The sequence below is a fragment of the Leptolyngbya sp. FACHB-60 genome (assembly GCF_014695775.1).
Classification (GTDB): Bacteria; Cyanobacteriota; Cyanobacteriia; order Phormidesmidales; family Phormidesmidaceae; genus Nodosilinea.
Genome location: NZ_JACJOX010000069.1, coordinates 1 through 21,589 on the forward strand (window position 1 = coordinate 1; position 21,589 = coordinate 21,589).

The 21,589-nt window shown below is 57.8% G+C and carries 18 protein-coding genes and 1 pseudogene; 11 read left to right on the forward strand and 8 right to left on the reverse strand.

The window, feature by feature from the left end:
- The 6 genes and pseudogenes from H6F57_RS28485 to H6F57_RS25075 all read left to right on the forward strand — a co-directional run.
- Positions 1-90 (forward strand): annotated as a pseudogene (locus H6F57_RS28485) (IS5/IS1182 family transposase); the annotation flags it as partial.
- A 173-nt stretch (positions 91-263) separates the two neighbouring features.
- Positions 264-2,057, forward strand: coding sequence for a sodium:solute symporter family protein (locus H6F57_RS25055; RefSeq protein WP_190631375.1), 1,794 nt, complete (start codon positions 264-266; stop codon positions 2,055-2,057).
- Positions 2,058-2,233: 176 nt separating this feature from the next.
- Positions 2,234-2,464 carry a hypothetical protein gene (locus H6F57_RS25060; RefSeq protein WP_190631377.1) on the forward strand — a complete coding sequence of 77 codons (231 nt, stop codon included), beginning with the start codon at positions 2,234-2,236 and terminating at the stop codon, positions 2,462-2,464.
- Between the two features lie 715 nt (positions 2,465-3,179).
- Positions 3,180-3,767, forward strand: coding sequence for a 3-isopropylmalate dehydratase small subunit (gene leuD, locus H6F57_RS25065; protein ID WP_190631379.1), 588 nt, complete (start codon positions 3,180-3,182; stop codon positions 3,765-3,767).
- Positions 3,768-3,876: 109 nt separating this feature from the next.
- A complete protein-coding gene (locus tag H6F57_RS25070) occupies positions 3,877-5,505 on the forward strand; it encodes a hypothetical protein (RefSeq protein WP_190631382.1) in 1,629 nt (542 codons plus the stop codon).
- Positions 5,506-5,647: 142 nt separating this feature from the next.
- A complete protein-coding gene (locus H6F57_RS25075) occupies positions 5,648-6,355 on the forward strand; it encodes a GvpL/GvpF family gas vesicle protein (RefSeq protein ID WP_190631384.1) in 708 nt (235 codons plus the stop codon).
- 33 nt (positions 6,356-6,388) lie between these two features.
- Here the strand turns inward: H6F57_RS25075 and H6F57_RS25080 are convergent, their stop codons facing one another.
- On the reverse strand, positions 6,389-7,834 hold the full coding sequence (locus H6F57_RS25080) for an ammonium transporter (RefSeq protein WP_199294908.1): 1,446 nt from the start codon (positions 7,832-7,834) through the stop codon (positions 6,389-6,391).
- A 186-nt stretch (positions 7,835-8,020) separates the two neighbouring features.
- Complete coding sequence (gene aspS / locus H6F57_RS25085) at positions 8,021-9,811, reverse strand: aspartate--tRNA ligase (protein WP_190631388.1); 1,791 nt, start codon at positions 9,809-9,811, stop codon at positions 8,021-8,023.
- 60 nt (positions 9,812-9,871) lie between these two features.
- Here aspS and H6F57_RS25090 point away from each other — a divergent pair, with 60 nt between their 5' ends.
- The gene (locus H6F57_RS25090) at positions 9,872-10,696 is read left to right on the forward strand and encodes an HAD family hydrolase (RefSeq protein ID WP_190631389.1); all 825 of its coding nucleotides are present in this window, start codon (positions 9,872-9,874) and stop codon (positions 10,694-10,696) included.
- A 26-nt stretch (positions 10,697-10,722) separates the two neighbouring features.
- Positions 10,723-11,298 (forward strand): DUF1802 family protein, encoded by a 576-nt coding sequence (locus H6F57_RS25095; RefSeq protein WP_190631392.1) that lies wholly within the window; start codon positions 10,723-10,725, stop codon positions 11,296-11,298.
- Here H6F57_RS25095 and H6F57_RS25100 read toward each other — a convergent pair.
- On the reverse strand, positions 11,252-12,694 hold the full coding sequence (locus tag H6F57_RS25100) for a 1-acyl-sn-glycerol-3-phosphate acyltransferase (protein WP_313933681.1): 1,443 nt from the start codon (positions 12,692-12,694) through the stop codon (positions 11,252-11,254). The genes H6F57_RS25095 and H6F57_RS25100 overlap by 47 nt on opposite strands.
- Positions 12,695-13,108: 414 nt before the next feature.
- On the opposite strand from H6F57_RS25100, the gene H6F57_RS25105 reads away from it, so the two are divergent.
- Positions 13,109-13,687 (forward strand): FHA domain-containing protein, encoded by a 579-nt coding sequence (locus tag H6F57_RS25105; RefSeq protein ID WP_190631397.1) that lies wholly within the window; start codon positions 13,109-13,111, stop codon positions 13,685-13,687.
- Here H6F57_RS25105 and dprA read toward each other — a convergent pair.
- The 5 genes from dprA to H6F57_RS25130 form a co-directional block, all read right to left on the reverse strand.
- Entirely contained in the window at positions 13,684-14,823 is a 1,140-nt protein-coding gene (dprA, locus tag H6F57_RS25110; protein ID WP_190631399.1) for a DNA-processing protein DprA, read from the reverse strand. The genes H6F57_RS25105 and dprA overlap by 4 nt on opposite strands.
- Positions 14,824-14,877: 54 nt before the next feature.
- On the reverse strand, positions 14,878-15,156 hold the full coding sequence (locus H6F57_RS25115) for a hypothetical protein (RefSeq protein ID WP_190631401.1): 279 nt from the start codon (positions 15,154-15,156) through the stop codon (positions 14,878-14,880).
- 42 nt (positions 15,157-15,198) lie between these two features.
- Positions 15,199-16,734 carry a bifunctional aminoglycoside phosphotransferase/ATP-binding protein gene (locus tag H6F57_RS25120; protein WP_190631403.1) on the reverse strand — a complete coding sequence of 512 codons (1,536 nt, stop codon included), beginning with the start codon at positions 16,732-16,734 and terminating at the stop codon, positions 15,199-15,201.
- Between the two features lie 97 nt (positions 16,735-16,831).
- On the reverse strand, positions 16,832-17,440 hold the full coding sequence (locus H6F57_RS25125; protein ID WP_190631405.1) for a 50S ribosomal protein L25/general stress protein Ctc: 609 nt from the start codon (positions 17,438-17,440) through the stop codon (positions 16,832-16,834).
- A gap of 49 nt (positions 17,441-17,489) precedes the next feature.
- Positions 17,490-18,824 (reverse strand): adenylosuccinate synthase, encoded by a 1,335-nt coding sequence (locus H6F57_RS25130; RefSeq protein WP_190631408.1) that lies wholly within the window; start codon positions 18,822-18,824, stop codon positions 17,490-17,492.
- A gap of 331 nt (positions 18,825-19,155) precedes the next feature.
- Between H6F57_RS25130 and H6F57_RS25135 the strand changes: the two genes are divergently transcribed.
- Complete coding sequence (locus H6F57_RS25135; protein ID WP_190631409.1) at positions 19,156-20,223, forward strand: adenosine deaminase; 1,068 nt, start codon at positions 19,156-19,158, stop codon at positions 20,221-20,223.
- Between the two features lie 108 nt (positions 20,224-20,331).
- Positions 20,332-21,228, forward strand: a complete 897-nt coding sequence (locus tag H6F57_RS25140) for an AraC family transcriptional regulator (RefSeq protein ID WP_190631411.1) — start codon at positions 20,332-20,334, stop codon at positions 21,226-21,228.
- Positions 21,229-21,589 lie beyond the last annotated feature (361 nt).

The following is a 21,589-nucleotide window of genomic DNA, read 5'->3' on the forward strand; positions in this document are numbered from 1 at the left end:
AGTAAGGATTACGAGGTCTACACGGAGCTCAGTGAAGCGATGATTTACGGTGCGCTCATTCGGCTCATGTTAAAGCGGGCGGCAGCTTAAGATTTAGTTTAGAAATCAGCTCTAAGAGGCTTGTCCTTAAATTGTTGCGTAACGATTCAGAAGGAATATGCTCTCCGAGCGAAGCGCTCCTGGCTGAGGGAGCCTCCCTCTAAAACTAGCTGTCTGGCGGGGTGAGTATGGCAAGATAGCATCGATGTTTGACGGTACCCGCTGTGATTTGGATTGACTGGGCCATTGTGGTGGTCTATCTGATCTTTACGCTCGCCCTGGGCCTTTACCTCTCTCGCCGCGCCTCGGGCGGCCTGGTGGATTTCTTTGTGTCGGGGCGATCGCTGCCCTGGTGGCTGGCGGGCACCAGTATGGCTGCCACTACCTTCTCCATTGATACGCCCCTCTATATTGCTGGAGTGGTGGGCAATCGGGGCATCGCTGGCAACTGGGAATGGTGGAGTTTTGGCATTGCCCACGTGGTGATGATCTATGTATTTGCCCGGTTGTGGCGGCGCTCTGAAATTATTACCGACGCGGAGCTAACGGAGCTGCGCTATGGCGGAGCCACGGCAGCCTGGCTGCGGGGCATTAAGGCCTTTTTGTTTGCGGTACCGATCAACTGCATCGGGATTGGCTACGCCATGCTAGCTACCGTCAAAGTCATTGAGGCGCTACAAATCTGGCAGTCGTTTGGTATCGAGCCTGGCGAAAATCTAAAGCTGCTCAGCGTGGTTGGGGTCAGCGTACTGGTGCTGATCTATGCCGGATTTTCGGGGTTGTGGGGGGTTGTTGCTACCGATTTTTTCCAGTTCTTTTTAGCGCTCATCGGGGCTGTCATCGTGGCGATCGCGGCAGTAACCAATATGGGCGGCATGGCCAGCTTAATCGAGCAGGTCAAGGCCACGGGCGGCACCGATTTGCTGGCCTTTATTCCTTTAGAGCGAGAGCCGGGCGGCTGGTACCGCTGGAGCGAAACCGCCGGTATTTCGATCAGCACCTTTTTGGCCTACGTGACCTTGCAGTGGTGGGCCTTTCGCCGCAGTGACGGGGGCGGTGAATTTATTCAACGCCTAGCGGCCTCTAAGGATGAGGCCGAAGCCGAGAAGGCGGCCTGGTTTTTCAACATTTTGCACTACGTGCTGCGCACATGGCCCTGGGTGATTGTGGCCTTAGCCGCAGTGGTGATCTATCCCAACCTAGAAGACCGAGAGCTGGGCTACCCCATGCTGATGCTCGACTTTTTGCCGCCCGTGCTGCTGGGGTTGGTGGTAGCCTCGCTGCTGGCGGCGTTTATGAGCACCGTCTCAACCCTGATTAACTGGGGTGCGTCATACATTACCAACGATCTCTACGGGCGCTTTTGGCGACCCAACGCCTCAGACGCAGAGCTAGTGCTGTCGGGGCGCATTGCCTCGGTGGTGGTCACAGCGCTGGGGGCAGTTGCTGCCTTTTACTCTCAGGATGTGGCTACGGTGTTTCGGCTGGTAATTGCGATCGGCACTGGGCCAGGTCTAGTGCTAATCTTGCGCTGGTTTTGGTGGCGCATTAACGCGGCCACCGAGCTGGCCTCCATGCTGGCGGGATTTTTGGTAGGACTGGTCACCAGCGTTGTGCCGATTCTCACCATCGACGACTTTGGCCTGAGGCTGCTAGTAACCACCGCCATCACTACGGTTATCTGGGTGACGACCATGCTGCTCACCGCTCCAGAAGCCGACGACACCCTAGATGCTTTTTACAGCAAGGTGCTTCCCGGTGGCCCCGGCTGGGCTCGTCAGCGCCAGCGCACCGGCCTGTGGCCTGCCCAAGCTCTGGGCCACGATCTGCTTAGAGCAGGAGCCGCACTACTGCTGCTGCTTGGCTCCATGTTGGGCTTAGGCGGCTTTTTGCTCTACCAACCCCTCACCGGCTGGTTTTGGCTAGTGGTGGCGGTGGCTGGGTGGGTGGGTCTGCGACGGCTTCGCCAGCCGGCGTTGCCAATGCCGAGGCCGGGGATGGATGATCTGCCGAGGTGAGGAGGATGAGGGGATGAGGGGCAAAGGACTTTTTGGAACTTGACTCTTAAATTCCTTTTTCTATTCGTTTCACCTATCCCAATCTTCCTTATCTCCTCCTTCTTCCTCATCCCCTCACCCCCGCCTTCCGTGTAAGATGAGAGCATGAGTTACATCCCTTCACACGCGATCGCCCTATGTCGTTTTTCCGGTCTTACGTTGCCCCTCTCCTGATTGTGCTGATCTTTGCGGTCGCGATGCTGGCAGTCAGTGCCCGCATCTTTTTACCCAACGATATGATGGCCCCCGCCCCGATTGAGGAGCCCATATCGGCGATGGGGTTGATGTCTACGGCTCAGGCCGATGTAGTAATGCCAGAACTGTCGGAACTCATCCATGGACCTCAGGGCATGCGAGTTGAGGGATAAGCTGGGCTTTAACCCCTTCACTTAAGCAAATTGCTAACAATAGGAAGCCCCCGGCAGATTATTTGCCGGGGGCTTCTAAACTTAAACCTTATAGCCTGTAACTAGACACAATGGACTGGATTATTCTCCTCCAGACAGGATGTCGTTTAAGCAATTCGGAGACAGCAGCACTTTGACTGATTAACTTGAGAATTTTCCTCAAGAAAGTTCCGATTAAATAGAGATGTTTAAATGCCGTCGTAAAGAAACCATCGCGTGTGGTTTATAGCGTCTCTGGGCATTTCTCAACAGAGCTCTCTATCAGTTACAGAGAGGAAATATCAACAACCGAGTAAAGTGCTGCTGGTATTTGACGAGATAGATTCAGACGTTAAATCGATAACGTACCTCCTATTTAACAGGACTGAACTATTCGATCTGTCGGGGAAGCAATCGTTTTTTGTATCAAGTGATTCACTTCCTTATCTATTAAGATACTCCCCTGATTTGTGGATGGCTAGTGATGATACTAAAGTTTATGGTTGGGTTAACAACTGCTATCATTCTGTTGAAAAGTTAGGGTTTCTGACCCTGGCCTGAGGTGACAAAAGTGCCTTTGAGCCGGGATGGCGGGGCTGTGGTGAGGGCATCCAGAGGCTACTATTAGTAAGCGGTTGCCTCTAAGGAAGCAACCCGCTGATTTAAGCCAGAGGCGCAAGGGTAAGGAGCGATCGCGGTGACGCAGATAGAACAGATTACTGGTACCGGCATTCCCCTGACGGGCAATGACATCGACACCGATCGCATTATTCCAGCTCGGTTTCTCAAGTGTGTAACCTTTGACGGGCTGGGTGAGCAGGTGTTTGCCGACGATCGCGCTGCCCTGGAGGGTCGCCATCCCTTTGATCAGCCCCAGTATCAGGGAGCCACAATTTTGGTGGTCAACCGCAACTTTGGCTGTGGCTCGTCGCGGGAGCACGCTCCTCAGGCGATCGCTCGCTGGGGCATTAGGGCCGTGCTGGGCGAGAGCTTTGCCGAAATTTTCTTTGGTAACTGTGTCGCGATCGGCATTCCCTGTCTGACGGCCACGGCTGAGGTGGTAGGCCAGGTGCAGGCCGCGCTAGAGGCTGATCCGACAACTGTGGTAACGCTCGATTTGGCGACCCAAACTGTGACTTTTGCGGCTGAGGCTGGAGCTGTGTCTATGCCCGAGGGCGTGCGCCAAGCGTTCTTGGCGGGCACGTGGGATGCCTGCGGTCAGTTAGTGGCCAATGCCGAGGCCATTCGAGCCACAGCGGCAACGCTGCCCTACGTGGCTTGGTAGGCTCACAGTCTCCCTGTCTCTGCCTATAAATTTGCAACACCCTGTGGATTTTGCCGCAGAAATAGGCACTCTCTAGGGAGATCCCTCACCCCCCATGTGGGCTGTTGCTATGGTTTCCTCCGCTGTGCGTTCGCTGACTCCCTGGTTGCAGGCCGATTCGGCTCTACCGGGTTTTACCGCCGCAACCCTGGACAATACCGTGTGCCGCATGGTTCCCTTGGTCATCGAGCGCCCCACTCTGGGTCGCGTGCCGGCGATCGCGGCGGCGGTGAAGCAGCTAGTGGCCCAGAGCATGAGGTTGCGATCGCCCCTGGGCGGCTGGCCCACTGATCTGCCCCAAACCCCCGACAGCCTGGCCCCTTACCTGGGCGAAGAAACGGGGGAACTGCTGGATCAACTAACTGCATCAGCCGCGTCGGTGCCGTCTGTCACCAGCATCTTGGTCCCGGTGCCCCACCTAGTGCCCCATCTGCTGTGGATGCTCGCCAGCAGCAGCTACGAGGTGATGAGCCTGATTGAGGGTATGCAGGCCCGCATCTTTAGCCCCCAGGCCCAGGGGGCTATCCGCATCGTGCGCCTAGTGCCGGTGCTCACCCTCACCTTAGGAGAGACCAGCTATGCCCTCGATCTGGTCACTCAAACAGACCCAATGCCACCGCTATATCTGGGCGAAGAGGTCGAAATTCGCCTATTAGAGAATGACTTGGACAGCCAGCCTTTGCCCTGCGGTGACCTGTTAACTCAGGTGGCTAAGCAAGTGGGCTACACCCAACCTGGATTGGGTGCTTTACTCGCTGACGGCTGCCAGATTGATGCCCTCCGCCCCTTTCAGCCCTGGCAAAACGGTATTTTGCACCTCCGCCTGCACTTGGCCGAAATGGAGACCCAGGAGCCATCTCAGTCCTACAGTAGCCATAGTGAGGCGATGCCCGATGCGCTGTATCTGCCGCCGGGGGGTAAGCAGATTGTTGGAACACCTGCGTCAGGCTTTACCCTAGATGACTTTGCTAGCACCCTGGTCGATGGCCCAGACGATGCTACTGCTGGCGTGCTGGGCGACTGGCTCACCTTCACCGATGAACGCTGGATCCAAACTTTTCTGAGTGCCTACGCTGAGCAGGTTGTGGCGCAGCATCTACCCCAGATGCTGCCGGGCCAAGCGGGCGATACTCCTTCGGAGCGGCTTCGCCAACGGGAAGATCTCTGCAACCGCGTCACCTACGCCGCTACTGGTCTGGTGCAGGGAGCCAGCGGCCTATTTAAGCACACCTTCGTTCACGAGCCGGTATTGGTGGCAGACCTGTGGCCCCGGCTGCGTTGGCACCTGGCCCAAAGCTCAGAACGGGTGATGCAGCTGATGGGGGGTGTATCGGCCCAGGTGCTGCCGCCAGGGCTGAGCTGGCAGCAGGGCAGCCTCTATCTGCGCCCGCTGATGCAGCTCACCACCTCTAACCGCAGCTGGATTGTGGACTTGGGCCGGGGCAGGCTCTTGCCCACCACGCCCCAGGCGCTACCCGCCGAGGCCGCTGTCGATGTGGCCGATGCCCCCTGGGGGTCACTGCTTACCGTGGCCGAGCTAACCGCGCTGGTGGATTGCGATCTGAGTGTGCATACCCCTGCGATCGCAGCTCTGCGCCAGGGCACCCCAATTCACCTGCATCGGCTCGATGCCGAAGTCAGCTGCCAGGCGGGCCAGCTCACCCTCGACTGGTGCTTTACTCTGCAAACCACGCTATAGCAGCAAATTCCCAGGGCGGTTTGTTTTCTGTCTCAACGATGGCAAAAGCCGTAAATGTTTGTGCCAGAAACACCCCGAGGTAGTGGGCAAATCGCCTAGAGTGAGAGCGAACTGTGGCGCATCCCAAAGGCCTTAGATTATCGTGTCTCCAGAGCTAACCCCAGGGCTGACCCAAGAGCCCATCTACCTCTACAGCATTTGCCCTCACCCTCTGCAACCTCTGCCCCTGCCCCTAGGACTGGCCGCACCCACCCAGCTAATTGCCGTAGACAGTGTTGCTGCCCTAGTTGAAACCGGCGTCGATCTCCAGGCCCTGCAAACCGACGAACCGCGGCTGCTCAACGCGGTGCTCAGCCACGATCGCGTCATTTGCGAGCTGTTTCAGCACACGCCCCTGCTACCTCTGAGATTTGGTACGCAAATTGCCTCCATGGAGCATCTCAAGGCCCACCTGGCGACCCAGGGAGCCGATTATGCCGCCAAGCTCGCCATCCTCGGCCACCAAGTTGAGTACCAGCTCAAGCTGATTGCTCAACCCGTCGAGCTGTCGCCCCTGGCTGAAGGGCTAACCGGGCGCGACTACTTTTTGGCAAAAAAGCAGCGCCTCCAAGATCAAACCGTCGCCCAAGAGCAGCAGCACCAGGAGCTTGACCAGGTGCTTAATGAGCTTCATGCCGCCTACGACAACTACATTGAGGCTGAGAGCCCCGCCGGAGAAGCGCGAGTGTATCTGCTGATCGATCGCGCCGCTGCTGAGGGCCTAGAGCACCGGGTGGAAGAATTGCGATCGCAGACTACTCACTGGACCCTCATGCTCAGCGAACCCCTCCCCCCCTACCACTTTGTCTAAGGGATTTTTTCATACCCACTCATCCACTCACCCCTACGGCCCCACCTGAAACTCTGGGTAGGCCTCCATCGCATGTTCGCCCAGGTCAAGACCCTGAATTTCTTCGGCCTCAGACACGCGAATTCCCACAGTGGCCCGCAGCGTCAGCCAGCACACCAGGCTAAAGGCCACGGTAAACGCCCCCACCACCGCAATGCCCAAGACCTGAATGAGCAGCTGCTGAATGCCGCCCCCCATGAACAACCCAGCCAAGGGGCCTGATGTTTCGTCGTACCAAGCATAGACCCCTGGAGTAGCGCTAAACAGTCCTAGGGCCAGCGTGCCCCAGACGCCACACACCAGGTGTACCGAAACGGCCCCGACCGGGTCATCAATTTTGAGCGAGTCGAGCAGCGTGACCGAGAAGACCACAATGACCCCGCCCACCAAACCGATGAGAGCCGCGCTGCCTAGGTTGACGTAGGCGCAAGAGGCCGTCACAGAGACTAGTCCCGCCAGGACCCCATTGATAATCATCGATAGGTCGGGCTTGCTCAGGTAAATCCAAGAGGTCACGGTAGCAGCTAGCCCGCCGAGAGCAGCGGCAATGTTGGTAGTGACCACAATATGGCTAATGGCAAAAGGGTCAGCGGCCATAACTGAGCCGGGGTTAAACCCAAACCAGCCCAGCCACAAAATTAGGCAGCCCAGCGCCGAAATACTCAGATTGTGACCTGGCATAGCCACCGGCCGTGCCTGAAACCGCCCCCGCCGTGGCCCCAGCAAAATGGCCCCCATCAGGGCTGCCCAGCCGCCCACAGAATGCACCACCGTCGATCCGGCAAAATCGTAGAAACCTAGGTTAGACAACATCCCGTCGCCCCAAATCCAGTGGCCTGTGATGGGGTAAGAGATGCCCACCAGCAGTAGGCTAAAGATGAAGAACGCCAAAAACTTGATTCGCTCAGCCACCGCCCCAGACACGATAGTAGCGGCTGTCCCCGCAAAGGCCAGCTGAAAGAAAAACTTGGCGTTTAACGGCACCCCAACCCAGGCCAGGGAGCTAAAACTGCCCAGGTAGTCTTCCCCTGTGGCTGGGCTGTTGTCAGCCGCCTGTAGCAAAAACCCCGAGAAGCCAAACAGGGGGTTGCCATCGCCAAACATGAGGCCAAAGCCCACCACCCAAAACGCCAGGGTCGAGAGGCCAAATACGATCAGGTTTTTGGCCAGCAGGTTAACGGCGTTTTTGCTGCGGCAAAAGCCGGTTTCGAGCATGCAGAAGCCAGCATTCATAAAGAACACTAGAAACCCGGCTACCAGTACCCAAACTGTATCTAGGGCCACCTGAAGATCGGCAGTGCTAGCGCTTTGGGCCAGGGCAGCGGGGCAGAAGATGGCTAGACTACCCAGGGTTACCCAGGGCACATAGCGCCATCGCCCCCCAGGCTTTCCCAACGGATGCAGTAGTTGTTTTGAGGCGCTTTCCTGCTGCTGCAACATAACTCGACGTGTCTCCCAATTGGCTTTCTCTAATAAGCCCATAGGTTGCCACGAATTACTGTTAGTAGCGCAAGTTTTTATACCACTGCCGCAAGATTAGCGACGGTAAGCCTGCGGATTACGACAGCGCTCCTAACTACGTCAGGCTCGCTCGTCGCATCCACTAGCTTATCTATCCACCTACTCCTAATCTTCCTCAGGCTCGTAAGTGGAGGCAATATAGAGTTCCTTGAGCTGCGATTCGTCTACTCCGGAGGGAGCCTGGGTAAGCAGGCAGCGGGCCTGCTGGGTTTTGGGGAAGGCGATCGCATCTCTGATCGACTCTTCTCCCGCCAGCAGCATGACGATGCGATCGAGTCCGTAGGCAATGCCGCCGTGGGGTGGGGTGCCGTACTCAAAGGCTTCGAGCAAGAAGCCAAACTTATCGCGGGCTTCTGACTCAGATAGACCAATGGTTTCAAACACTTGGCTCTGCACCTCGGGCTGGTAGATGCGGAGGCTGCCGCCGCCGATCTCGTAGCCGTTGAGTACGATGTCGTAGGCGATCGCCCGGGCAGTCTTGAGATCGTCAACATCCTCAGGATTGGGCGCAGTGAAGGGGTGGTGGAGGGCCTCGAGGCGCTGCTGGTCAGCGTTCCACTCAAACATGGGAAAGTCGGTCACCCACAGCAGGTTATAGGTGCCTTCGGGGATCAGGTTCATTTCCTGGGCGATCGCCTGACGCAATCGATCTAGCGTGGCATTCACCATCGCGGTTGGCCCCGCCCCAAACAGGAGCAGCGTACCTTCGGTGGCTCCAGTGCGGCTAAGGAGTTCCGCCATTTGCTCAGGGCCGAGGTTGTCTTTAATGGCTCCGATGGTGTCCACCGCACCGTCGGCCCGCACCCGCACGTAGGCCAGGCCCTTAGCCCCAGCATCGGCGGCGATCTTAAACAGGTCGCCACCGGGCTTAATGCGCACGTTAGAAATTTGGTCGTTGCCGTTGGGAATGGGCAGCACCTTGACAATGCCGCCGTCGGCTACCGCCCCCGAAAACACCTTAAAGCCGCAGTCTTTGACCAGGTCAGACACATCGACCAACTCTAGACCGTAGCGGGTGTCGGGCTTGTCGCTGCCGTAGCGATCCATTGCCTCGGCGTAGGTCAGCCGAGGGAAGGGCCGAGGAACCTCGACACCCTTTACCGCTTTAAAGATGTGGGCCACCAGGGCTTCGTTCAGGGCCAGGATTTCGTCCTGGGTCATGAAGCTCATTTCCATATCGAGCTGGGTAAACTCGGGCTGGCGATCGGCGCGCAAATCCTCGTCACGGAAGCAGCGGGCAATCTGGTAGTAGCGATCGACCCCCGACACCATCAGCAGCTGCTTAAAGAGCTGAGGCGACTGGGGCAGGGCGTAAAATTCGCCCACGTTGACTCGCGAGGGCACTAGATAGTCCCGTGCCCCTTCTGGGGTTGAACGGGTGAGAATAGGGGTTTCGACTTCGTAAAAGCCCTCCTGGTCTTCCAGGAAGCGGCGAATGGCTTTGGTCACTTCGTGGCGAATGCGCAGGTTCTGGGCCATCCGTTCCCGCCGCAAATCCAAATATCGATAGCGCAGCCGCAGGTCTTCGCGCACCGTCTCAGAATCGGCGGTGGAAACCTGGAACGGCAGCGGCTTGCGCACCGCATTTAGCAGCTCGATGGTGTCGGCAAAGATCTCGACATCCCCCGTAGGGAGCTTGGGGTTGACGGAACCCTCCTGACGCTGGCTGACCCGGCCTTCGATTTTGACCACATACTCGTTGCGCAGCGGGTCAGCTTGGGGATAGGAGGCCGGAGTACGTTCTGGATCGCTGACAATTTGCACAACGCCAGTGCGATCGCGCAGATCAATAAAAATAACGCCCCCATGGTCGCGGCGACGATCGACCCAGCCGAACAGGGTAACGGTGCTGCCAATGTCGTTGGCCCGCAGGGTGCCACAGTAGTGGGTGCGCATAGTGAACTGCTTATATTTCAAATTTCAAAACCTTCCCATTATCTAGGATAGTGGGTGAGCTTGAAAGCTATTTTTTTGAGCGAATTTCTAACGGAACTCTGTGTGTCAGTGCTTGAGGATAAAGGAATGGTTGGGGTGCAGTGCGGGCAGCAGCAGATCGCTAATGTGGAGGCGATCGTATTCGATAAAGATGGCACCCTGGCCAACTCCCACCATCTATTGCAGCGCACGGCTTTAGCACGGGCAGAGGCCTGTGCAGCGGCAGCGGGAGCTGGAGATGAGCTGATTCAAGACCTTTTAACCTGTTTTGGCGTGTCTGCCCATGGCATAGACCCTGATGGGCTAATGGCGGCGGGCACCCGGGAGGCCAATAAGCAAGCAGCCGTGATGGTGTTGGTGAAAATGGGCCATCCCCCAGGTCAGGCCAAGGTGCTGGTGGCAGACTGCTTTGCGGCGGTGAATGCAGCGCGCAACGGCAAGGCGGCCCATACCCCACCTTTTGAGGGTACGGCGGCTATGCTGAAGCGGCTGAACCAGAGTCCCCTCAAAATCGCCGTGCTGTCGTCGGATAGCCCAGCCTATGTGGAGGAATTTTTGAGCTACTACGACCTTTTGCCCTGGGTGCATGAGTGGCAGGGGACAGGGCCAGAGGATCCGCCAAAGCCAGATCCGACGCTGTTGAGAGTATTGTGCGATCGCCTCCAGGTTTCAGTCGCGCACACTCTAGTTGTCGGCGATAGCTGGGCCGATCTAGCCTTAGCAGAACAGGCTAAAGCAGCAGGGTTTGTGTCGGTATCTGAGCCCTGGGGGCGCTCGCCGGTGGCCGGAGCAACCTTAGTTTTAGGCCAGTGGGATGATTTAACTGTCGAGACCGAGTTCGGCTGATCCAATAACGATGGAGAGCAAACGCTATGGTGTCGTGGGTTTTGAAAGAATGGCAGGCCGCGGTTACGGCCCTATTGCAGGGGGAAACCATTCTGCTGTTGCGCAAGGGCGGCATTCGCGAGGCCAAAGGGCAGTTTTCGTTGACGGCTCGGCAGGTGCTGCTGCTGCCCACCGTCGAGCACCAAAAAGCGGCCTTGCTGAAGGATGCCTTTCGGTCCCTGATGACGGGGGAAGTCGCTCAGGATGACCAGGTGCGGTTTGACGGGTGGGCGACCATTACCCATGCTCTGCCCCTCAGCGCAGAAGCAGAGGTGGCAGCCCTGCTGCCCTATCTGGTGTGGAATGAGCAGTTTGTGGCAGAACGCCTCAACTGGCAGCCCGATCGCCCCCTCTATGGGCTGTTGCTAAAGGCCTACCGCTTTCAGCAGCCTCTGATGCTGCCTCGCCACAGGGGCTACAGCGGCTGCCGATCGTGGGTGGAGATCGGCCAGGAGGTGGGAGTGGAGCACAGCACCCCGGCCCTGGCAGAGGCAGAGTATCAGCAACAGGTCGAGGCTATTTTGGCGCATCTGCCTGCGGTGGCTCCGAGCCTGGCAGATTAAGGGTAATCATGGCTTCTAACGCCGCTTGCAGGTCGGCGGTGAGCTGGGCAACGGCCTGTTTGCGATTGGCTTTGTAGTCGGGCCAGCGATCGCTGACTGAGATCGGCTCCCCCACCGTGAGCACCGCCCGCTGTGGCCCCAGCTTGGGTCGTGGAAATGGGTTTTTGCCCTGAATTAAGCACACCGTATCGCGCAAAATCATCACCGTTTCGGCAAAGCGCTCGGCAGAGGGCCGTTGGCGCACATAGCAGCCCGTAACAGCGACAAAGCTCTCCACCAGGCGCATGTGCCACATGCGGAGGGAGGCTTCTTCGGCTTCGTGATTGGCCAGCCCCAGCTCCACCGCTGATAGGGGCGGGTCGCCCACAACATCTTGACGGAAGATGTGCTCCCACCCGGCCTGCTCGATGCGGCGGCAGCGATCAATGGTGCTGCCTTTGGGCGAGAGCTGAAAGTAGGTTTCGGCCACCTGTAGGGCCGCATTCATCAGGGCTTCGAGACGAGGGCCCAGGGCGTTAGTCGGGGGCGCAGCCTCGGAGCGATCGCTAGAGTCAACTGCGGGCAGCGCCACGCGATACACCCGGCGATAATAATTTTCTAGCAGGGTGAGCAGACGCTCCCCCAGGTCGGAGAGCCGGCGATAGCGCTGCTCGATGGCGGTTTTAGAGGTGTCGCCAGGTGGGTAGAGCTGCTGACGGGGAGCCAAACTCGTCTCCTGCTCTAGGCGATCGAGCCAGCGATCGAGTTCGCGCCAGGGCGGTGTGATGTAGCGATAGCAGATGCCCAAGGGGGCGATCACTACCTGCTCTGCGCGTCCCTGGCTGTGCAAATCGTCTACACACCAAAAGGCCATCTGGCTCACCCCTGGCTCCAAAGGGCTGACAATTTCGGTGTGACCGTTGTTGCCGCCCTCGGGGGCAGCGGCGAGGGGAAAGTCACCGTTGGCCAGCAGGTGGCGGGCCGATCGCAGCCCCTGGCGATCGACCTTGCCCCGCTGGATGGGGGTGCCGCCCAGCTTGGCGTAGAGCTGGCCTACCCAATCACCAGCCCAAAGGGGAATGCCGCGATCGTAGATGAAGTGCGCGTGAACCGGGTGCTTGAGCGTAATGCCCAATTCTCTGGCTCGCTGGGGTACGGCATGCCACAGCAAATGCCCCAAACAAAACGAGTCGAGCGGGCTGGGATGGCGGAAAGCCAGCAGAAATCGGGTTTCTCCGGCATCAAATGCTTTGAACAACTGCACCAGACCCTCGGCGTTGACCACCTCTACCTGCTGAATCTGCTCTCGCCAGCGCATCCAGTAGGGCAGCCCTAGGCGCACTAGGGTCAGCGCCTGAGTATCTAGCGCGGGGGGAATAAAGCTCAACGGCGGCTGAGCACGGGTGGGGAGGTTCACGGGTTTAGCCCCCGGCCAGGGCATTGACGAACACCCCGATGATATAGCAGAGCAGCGTCAAACTCCGTCGTTGGTAGTAGCTAATTAAAGCCCATCGGTAGATTTGCGGAGAAACTATAAAGCTTTTATAAGCAACCCTAGCCCTGGCATTGTGCCTACTGTAGAAACCCAGTTTAATGGCAGGAGCCAAACCCGACTGGGCTTGGCGCTTGAGGAAAATCGTCACGTGTGATTCTCACAGTCCCTAAGGAGTTTCTCCACAACGTCCAAAGTTATCTGTTGATCAAACTTTGGGCAGGTGCATAAGTCAGGTACACCACAACCATGTCCCTTTCAGACAAGGCTACGGCCCAGGCTGCGGTTGGTGGATGACCTGTTCTAGAGACGTAGTTAGCGGTAAAACGACGGTTTGTTATGGTTTCCTCCCCCTTCTTTTCTGCCAATCCAGATCAGCGATCTAGCACTGTCCCCAAAGCCGGTAGTGGTGCGATTCGCGAAGCGCTCCCAACGGGAATCGCTTCACCTCCCTGGATGCTAGATACGCTCTTTCGCAACTTGAGCTATGACCTAGAGCAAGTGGCCGATATTATCGACCCTATTCTGACGGCCCAAAACCATTGCTACCGCACCGACTGGTATGTACAGGGTATTGTGGCCGCCGATCGCGCCTTTCTCAGCACTAACATCAACGCCGATCGCGCTATTCAGGTCACGCTATGCGGTACCCGCTGGCTGCTAGGGCAGGGCCGTGGCTGTGCCGTCACCATGCCCCAGCCAGGGATTGCCGACTGCCACGCGGCGCTCAACTTTGACCCGCTGCAAGGCTTCTTTCTCACCGACCTGAGCAGCATTGGGGGCACCTGGGTGAATGGCCGCCGCCTTTCTCCGGCCCAGCGCCACTACCTGCAAGACGGTGACCTAGTGAAGCTGGGCAGCCTGCGGTTTGAGTTTTTGCAGCAGCGCTGCGACCAATCGGTGTGGGACGACGTCTAACAGCGCTGGTAGCGCATACCGGGCAGCTGAGTGACCAGACCCATCAGCTCTAACTGCACAAGGGTGGACAGCACCTCGCCGGTGGGCTGGGCCAGCTGCTGCACCAGGCTGTCGAGGGTCGTGGGTTCGTCGGTAATGGCAGCCAAAACCTGGGCCATAGCCGGGGACAAGGGCGACGGTGCCGGAGGACTTACGGGCGGGCGATCGCCCTTTCCGGGCAAGGCATCGCCCGCCAATTCACTGCTAATCTGGGGCATCTGTCCGAGAGCGGTGATCAGCGTCATGTCGTTCAGAATCATCTGAGCACCCTGGTTAATCAGCCCCAGGCAACCTTCGCTGTTGAGGTTATCCAGCGATCCCGGCACCGCAAACACATCACGGCCATAGTCATTGGCCAGCTGCGCTGTAATCAGTGCCCCCGATCGCGTCGGGGCCTCGGTTACCACCACCGCTCGGCTGAGCCCGGCGATGATGCGGTTGCGGCGGGGAAAGTGGGCGCGATCGGGCGGTGTGCCGTTGGGGTGCTCACTCAGTAGCAGACCGTGGCGGGCAATGCGATCGTGCAGGTCGCGGTTGCCCAATGGATAAACCTGATCAACCCCCGTCCCCAGCACCGCAATGGTGAGGCCACCGCTCTCTAGGGCCTGATGGTGGGCGTAGCGATCGACCCCCTTGGCCAACCCCGAGATCACGATTACATCATGGGCCACCAGCTGTTGGGTCAGGCGACGGGTCCAGCGCTGTCCATAGTCTGACGGGTTGCGAGTGCCCACCACCCCAACCGATGGCACCAGGTGCAAGGCACCCGCCAACTCTGGCTGTCCCCGATAAAACAGCAGCGGCGGCGGATCAGTAATCTCGTAGAGCAGAGCCGGATACTCCGCATCGGCCGGAGTCCAAAAATTGGGGTGCTGCTGTTCGTAGCTGGCCAGCAGCTCTAGCGGGGAAATTTTCTGCCGATACTCCACCAGTTTGGCCCCCGTCCCCAAGCCAATGCCTTCTACCTCCAGCAGGTCAGCTCCGTCGGCATGCCAAGCGGTGGATAGGGTGCCAAAGTGGCTGCACAGTCGCTTCAACAAAATTGGGCCGAGGCCATAGGCCTGCGCCCAGGCCAGCCAATACGCTCGTTCTGCCATGCCGCACGGGGGTAAGAATCTCCCGCTCAGTATGCCCCTATTGCCCCGCCTGTCCTACCGGCGCGCCCTAGGCAACCGCTGGGTGCCGCGGCGCCTCAACAGGTTACCTAGGGGCAACCGTCTCGGGTTGAGCTGGCGCAAGGGAGCGGGTAGTTCTAGGGTGGTGGTGGGTTCACCACCAGGGGTTATCCACCAGGCGTTGATGGTGCCGCCGGCAAACCCAGCCACCGCCCCCAACAAAATACTGGGCACCACGCCATAGCCCAGCAGCAGAAATATAAATAGAAAGGCCAGCCAAATTTTTAGCGCTGGTGGAATAATTTTGTCGGCCACCGGTACATCCTCTCTGGGGCGCTAGTGAGGCTAGGCAATCGCCTATGCCCCTACTATAGCGGCTATTTGCTGGGGCACTGCTTGGGTAGTGTCGATCGCCTGCACCAGCGGCTGTTCTGCCTCGGTAAAGGGCTCTATGTGCTGGCGCTGAAGCACCGCTACGGTAGCGTCAGCAATGTCACCCGCGCGATCGCGCACCCGCTGCTCCAAGACCTCCGGGGGAGCCGTGCAGTGCAAAATACTCACCGGCAGTTCCGCCTGTTGAATGGTCTCAATGGCAGTCTGGCGCAGGGCCTGGCGATCGTACTTGGCATCGAGAATTACCGGGTAGCCCGCCTGGGCCAGGGCAATGCCCAGGGTGAGGAGACGATCGTAGGTTTTCTCCGTCATTTCTGGGGTGTAGAGGCTGTCGTCGCCCCGTTGGTCTAAGGGCACCCCGGCTAGGTGCTTGCGCACCGCATCGCTGCGCAGGTGAATGGCGTTGATTTCACTGGCCACCTGCCGAGCGGTGGTGGACTTACCCGAACCGGATAGCCCGGCCATCACATAAACTGCCCCGCTGCGGGGCTGACACACCGACCGGGCGAGGCGGTAGTACCCCGCCGCCGTCTCGGCCGCCTGCTGCTTGGTCTCTTCATCCACCGACGGGTCGCCGAGCAAGAATGAGGTCACCTTGGCCCGCACGTAGGCCTGACGGCTAATGTACAGAGGCAGCAGCTGCACCCCTTCCCAGTCGCCGGTGCGCTCTATGTAGTGGTTCAAAAACACCGTAGCCAGGACAGCGCAGTCCTTAGACAGCAAATCCATCACCACAAAGCCGACGTCGTACATCACATCGACGTAGCGAAAGGGCTCGTTGAACTCAATGCAGTCAAAGAGATAAAGTTGCTCTTGCCAGCGACACAGATTATTTAGGTGCAGGTCACCATGGCAGGCGCGAATCCAGTTTTGTTCAACCCGCTGTTTAAACAGATCGCCGTGGGCCGCGAAGAAAGAGTCGGTGTAGGCCTTGGTCTCATCGAACTGAGCCTGGGTCTGGGGGCCGCCGATAAAGCCAGTGGTCTGCTCATAGTTTTCGTCAAAGGCCTGGCGAATCTGCTCCACTGTGCCAAAGGTGCGAATGTGGTCATTGGTTTCGGCCCCTAGGTGAAAGTCGGCCACTGCCGCTGCTAGCTCTACCATCAAGGCTTCGGTGAGTTCGCCGCGATCGTACAGGGCGCTAAGCAGCGTATCCTGCGGAAACTGAACCATTTTGACGGCATACTCCACGGTTGTGCCGCTGCCCAAGTGATAGGTATCTCCGGTTTGGCCCAGAGCGACCACCTCTAGGTACAGCGCCCCGGCCCCTCGCTGGTTGAGCCGCAGTTCCTCTGCACAAAAGTGCTGCCGCTTCTCCAGGGTGGAATAGTCTAAAAAGCCAAAATTCACTGGCTTTTTCACTTTGTAGGCGTAGTCGCCGGTCAGCAGCACATAGGACACGTGGGTTTGCAGCAGCCGAATGGGCTCAACTACCGGGTGGGGATAAAACTCCGGCTGACACATCTGCTGAATCAACTCGGGAAGTGCAAAATCGGCCATATTCTACCTGCCAAAAACTGCCTAACGCTACAAAGGGGCTAGGAATGTGTTTCCTAGCCCCTAGGGATTTAAAACCTGCCTTATTAGCTGAGCAAGCCTATTCTGCCGCCGCTTCGCCCTCGCCCTCGCCCTCGCCTTCGACCTCAGCCATGCGGCCCTGAAGCACCGTAGCAATGGTTTGAGTTTGATCGCCAGCTACCACAGCGCCCTCGGGCAGCACCAGATCAGCTACGGTGAGCGAGTCACCCACAGCTAGCTCAGACACATCCACCTCAATCACCTCGGGGATATCGATGGCCTTGCACTTAACGGTAACTTCGTTGATCTCAGTGTTGAGCACACCGCCGTCGTTTTTCACACCTGTGGGCTCCCCCACAAAGTTGAGCGCTACGCCCACTTCCACAAAATCCTGAGCCTTGACGGCAAAGAAGCTGAGGTGGTACACGGTGTTTTTCCAAGGGTGGGCCTGGACTTCCCGCAGCAGAGCCTTGCCATTCCAAGGCATATCAGGAATTTTTAGGTCAATCATGGTGTTGTTGACGGCGGCCTTGCGCAGCAGCAGGTCAGCATCTTTTTGGTCGACGGTCAGCGACACCGACTCGGTGCCCTGGTGGCCGTAGAGAACTACCGGCAGCAGCCCTTCCCGGCGCAGGGCATTAGGCTTAGCCTTTGCATCACGCGATTTGCACTCAATAGTTAGTTCCATGGAAAATCCCCCCGTTAGAAATAGATTCAAAAAACAAACTTGCCAAGCCCTAGGCTACCTGGGACTCACCATTCTCGTAGAGCAGCGCCCGCTTCGGCCCGTGGATGGGGTCCTCTACGATGATAGTCTGGTCACGGCTGGCCCCCAGCGACACGATCGCGATCGGTACCTCCATCAACTCCGCCAAAAACTTGAGATAGTCTAGGGCAGCTTTGGGCAGGTCGCTCAGCGATCGGCAGTGATCGGTGGGCTGTTTCCAGCCGGGCATGGTCTTGTAGATGGGCTTGCAGCGGCCAAAGGCCTCGGCACTAGCCGGCAGCTCTTCGCAGCGCTCACCGTCTAGTTCGTAGGCCACGCACACCTCGATCTCATCCACATCGTCGAGCACATCGAGCTTGGTGACAGCGAGGCAGTCAAGGCCGTTGATGCGCACCGCGTAGCGACCAATCACGGCGTCAAACCAGCCGCAGCGGCGGCGGCGACCGGTAGTGGTGCCAAACTCGGCACCGCGATCGCAGAGCAACTCACCCATATCACCGGTTAGCTCGGTGGGGAAGGGGCCTTCCCCAACGCGAGTGGTGTAGGCCTTAGCTACCCCGATCACCCGGTCGATGACCGTGGGGCCAATGCCGGTGCCGATGCAGGCCCCCCCCGCCACCGGGTTAGAGGAGGTAACGTAGGGATAAGTGCCGTGGTCGAGGTCGAGTAGAGTGCCTTGAGCCCCTTCAAACAGAACGTTTTTGCGCTGACGAATGGCCTGGTAAACATGAAGGGAACTGTCAATAATGTGGGGCCGCAGCCGCTCGGCATACTCAATGTATTCGTCAATCACCGCCGCTGGATCGAGGGGGGCGAGATCGTACAACTTTTCGAGGATGCCGTTTTTGTACTGAATCGTCCACTCCAGCTGCTTGCGGAGCCGGGCATAGTCCATCAGGTCGATGATGCGGATGCCGATGCGCTCCGACTTGTCAGCGTAGGTGGGGCCAATGCCGCGCTTGGTGGTGCCAATTTTGTGGTTGCCCCGGCGCTCCTCCGACGCCTGATCGATCAGGCGATGATAGGGCATGGTGACGTGGGCTGCGTTGGAAATGAAGAGGTTTTTAGTGGAAATCCCTAGCTCGACGAGTTTGTCGAGTTCGCCAATTAGAGCCTTGGGGTCGATAACGGTGCCGCTGCCAATGACGCACTCAGTATCGGGGTAGAGAATGCCGGAGGGAATCAGGTGCAGCTTGAAGGTTTGATCTTTAACAACGACGGTGTGACCGGCGTTGACCCCACCTTGGTAGCGCACAACTACATCTGCCGAACGACTCAGCAAATCGGTAATTTTGCCCTTACCTTCGTCGCCCCACTGGGCCCCAATTACTACAACGTTTGCCAAGGGAATTCAGGCTCTAAAGTTCACACAAATTCCCATTATCACTAGGTAAATGTAATTGTGTCAACTTAAAATCCTTGGTTCTGCCTAGGAGCAATTCTACCTAGAGCCCGAACCCCTAGCAAATTAAATGTGTTTAACCTAATACCCAATGAGTGAAATATGCGATAGAACAAAAGAATATTCAGTTTACATTTCTTTAGATTTCCAAAGACTCGCGATGGTTATTGGCATAACCTCTCCGCAGAGGCTAAGTCGGCTCGGAAGGGCCATCGCGGGCCTAGCCCATCGATAAAAGCTTCACTACAAAAGCTTCATTAAGGCGGAGGATGCCGTGAGTCTATATGCTGAACTACACCGCCATCTGGGCGGTTCTGTCGTACCTCGAGTCCTGTGGCGCTATTTTGAGCGCAATCGCCCCGATCTGTCAGGCCAGTTTGCTGATTACCCAGCGTTTGAGCAGTTTTACACCCGGCCCCGCAATACGCTTGCGGAGTATCTAGAGCTGCATACCCTGGTCGAGAGTGTGCAAACCTATGAGGCCTTGCCCTACTTCATCTATCGCCTGATTCGGGGCGCCTACATTTTTGAAAATCTGGCATATCTAGAGCTGCGCTATACTCCTTACCTGCGCACCCCTGAGCACTTGACCCAGAACCAGCGCATTGAGGCGATGGCCGAGATTGTGGAAATTGTCGGGCAAGCTAGTCAGCAGCCTGAGTATCCTATTGTGACGAAGCAGATTCTCTGCATGCACTCGCGGCTGCCCCACGAGGTAAACCAGGCGATTGTGGAACTGGCGGGTCAATATACTGAGTATGTGTGTGCGGTGGATGTGGCGGGCGGTGATGCGAAGTACGGCGATCGCATCGACGAGTTTACCCAGCTTTACCAGCGCGCCCAGGATCTAGGCCTTAAAACCACCGGCCACCTCTACGAAACCGTCGATGGTGATCACCCCAAGCTGCTGCCCTACTTGATGCGCATTGGCCACGGCATTCAAATTCCGCTGCGGCACCCGGAGCTATTGGCAGAGGTAGCGGCGCGGGGACAATGTCTGGAGGTGTGCCCCACCACTTACCTCAAGACCGGCACCCTAGAGGAAATTAGCCAGCTCAAGGTGGTATTCGACCGCTGCTTCGAGGCCGGAGTTGATATCGCCATCTGCACCGACAACGCCGGGTTGCACAACGTCCGCCTGCCCTTTGAGTACGAAAACCTGCTCACCCACGACGTGATCGGCTTTGAGGAGCTGCATGCTTGCCAGGAAGCGGCCTTTCGCCACGCCTTTGCCTGGCCCCACAGCCAGCCCCCTGCTACCCTGCTGACCGACATGCTGCAAGTGCCATCTGTGAGCACCCTACCGGCTAAGGAGCTGGCTAAGAGGGGTTCGCTGTCTTAACGGGCCTGCCCTAAACTAAAGTTGCACCGATTTTGATCGCGGTTTTGGCGATGCTGCTGGTGCTGGGGAGACAGGTTCATAACACTGTTTAAGCAGCGGGGCTAGGGTATGTCACCTCGACTTCTATCTTCGGCTGGCCAGGTGGAGAGTCTATTTACGGCCCCGCCGCTGCTGTCTACCCAGGGCTTTTGCTGGCATGGTGCTTACGTAGACTGTCGCTGGGAACCTCCTGGAGCGATCGAGGAAGAGGTGTCTACACCCTGGCACAGCGTTGTGTTATTTACGCAGTTTCCTGAATCAGAACCGGCCCTGGCGGAGCGCTCGATCGATGGACGGTTTAGGGTAGAGCGGGTGCATCCGGGAGACATTGTGGTGGTGCCTGCTGGGGTAGGGCAGCGATCACGCTGGAATGCCGCAGGCGAATTTATGAATCTGGTTTTTGAGACAGCTACCCTCGGGCGATCGCTCGACGAAGCGGCCGACGACACCACCTTTGAGCTTATGCCTCATTTTGCTACCCAAGACCTCTTGGTGTTGCAGCTGGGGCTATCCCTGAGGCGGGTGCTCCAAAGTGGTGGTGACCGTCTCTATGCCGAATCTCTCACCACCACTCTGGCCGTGCATCTGCTGCAAACCTATGCCACCCGCAGGCCACAGCTCAAAACCTACGGCGACGGCCTGGCCCGGCCTCAACTCCAGCGGGTAGTGGACTACATTCACAGTCACTTAGACGCCGACTTGAGCCTAGAAACCCTATCTACTCTGGCGGGGATAAGCCCTCACTACTTTGTTCACCTGTTTAAGCAATCCACTGGAGTCGCGCCCCACCAGTATGTCATTCGCTGCCGGGTAGAGCAGGCCAAGACGCTGCTGGCTCAGCCTGACCTTCCCATTGCCGATATCGCTTATCGGGTGGGCTTTGCCCACCAAAGCCACCTCAATCGTCACTTTAAGCGCTTGGTGGGGGCTACCCCTGGCCAATGGCGACAATCAACCCGTCTCTAGAGCTGCTCTGTTGCGAGCACCAGGCCTGGCTTCAGCAGCAGGTTGTTGCCCAAATACACGTTAGAAGCGGAGATCTCTGCGTCAATGCTGGCCGCGAGAGTCGAGGTCGGATGCGGCGATCGGAGGTTTGTGCAAAGAATCAGAAGAACTTGCAAGACAGAGCATTCTCTCCCTCGCGATACTAAAACTATGCGCTTTGAATGGAGAAACGCCCATGGTGCTGCTTGCAACCCGAACCGAGCCGATGGTATAGCTTTAGCCATAGGGGTTAAGACGTTGCTAGCTTAAGCACCTCTTCGATGGCAGCCCGCAAGCCCTGGGCATGAGGTAGAAGTTTGCGAACTCTGGTTTTCAACCAACC

Coding starts and splice junctions, on each gene's coding strand:
- aspS (WP_190631388.1), bottom strand. CDS start 9,811: ATGCGCACCCACTACTGTGGCACCCTGCGGGCCAACGACATTGGCAGC.
- H6F57_RS25060 (WP_190631377.1), top strand. CDS start 2,234: ATGTCGTTTTTCCGGTCTTACGTTGCCCCTCTCCTGATTGTGCTGATC.
- H6F57_RS25125 (WP_190631405.1), bottom strand. CDS start 17,440: ATGGAACTAACTATTGAGTGCAAATCGCGTGATGCAAAGGCTAAGCCT.
- H6F57_RS25070 (WP_190631382.1), top strand. CDS start 3,877: ATGGTTTCCTCCGCTGTGCGTTCGCTGACTCCCTGGTTGCAGGCCGAT.
- H6F57_RS25105 (WP_190631397.1), top strand. CDS start 13,109: ATGGTTTCCTCCCCCTTCTTTTCTGCCAATCCAGATCAGCGATCTAGC.
- H6F57_RS25080 (WP_199294908.1), bottom strand. CDS start 7,834: ATGTTGCAGCAGCAGGAAAGCGCCTCAAAACAACTACTGCATCCGTTG.
- H6F57_RS25095 (WP_190631392.1), top strand. CDS start 10,723: ATGGTGTCGTGGGTTTTGAAAGAATGGCAGGCCGCGGTTACGGCCCTA.
- dprA (WP_190631399.1), bottom strand. CDS start 14,823: ATGGCAGAACGAGCGTATTGGCTGGCCTGGGCGCAGGCCTATGGCCTC.
- H6F57_RS25120 (WP_190631403.1), bottom strand. CDS start 16,734: ATGGCCGATTTTGCACTTCCCGAGTTGATTCAGCAGATGTGTCAGCCG.
- H6F57_RS25140 (WP_190631411.1), top strand. CDS start 20,332: ATGTCACCTCGACTTCTATCTTCGGCTGGCCAGGTGGAGAGTCTATTT.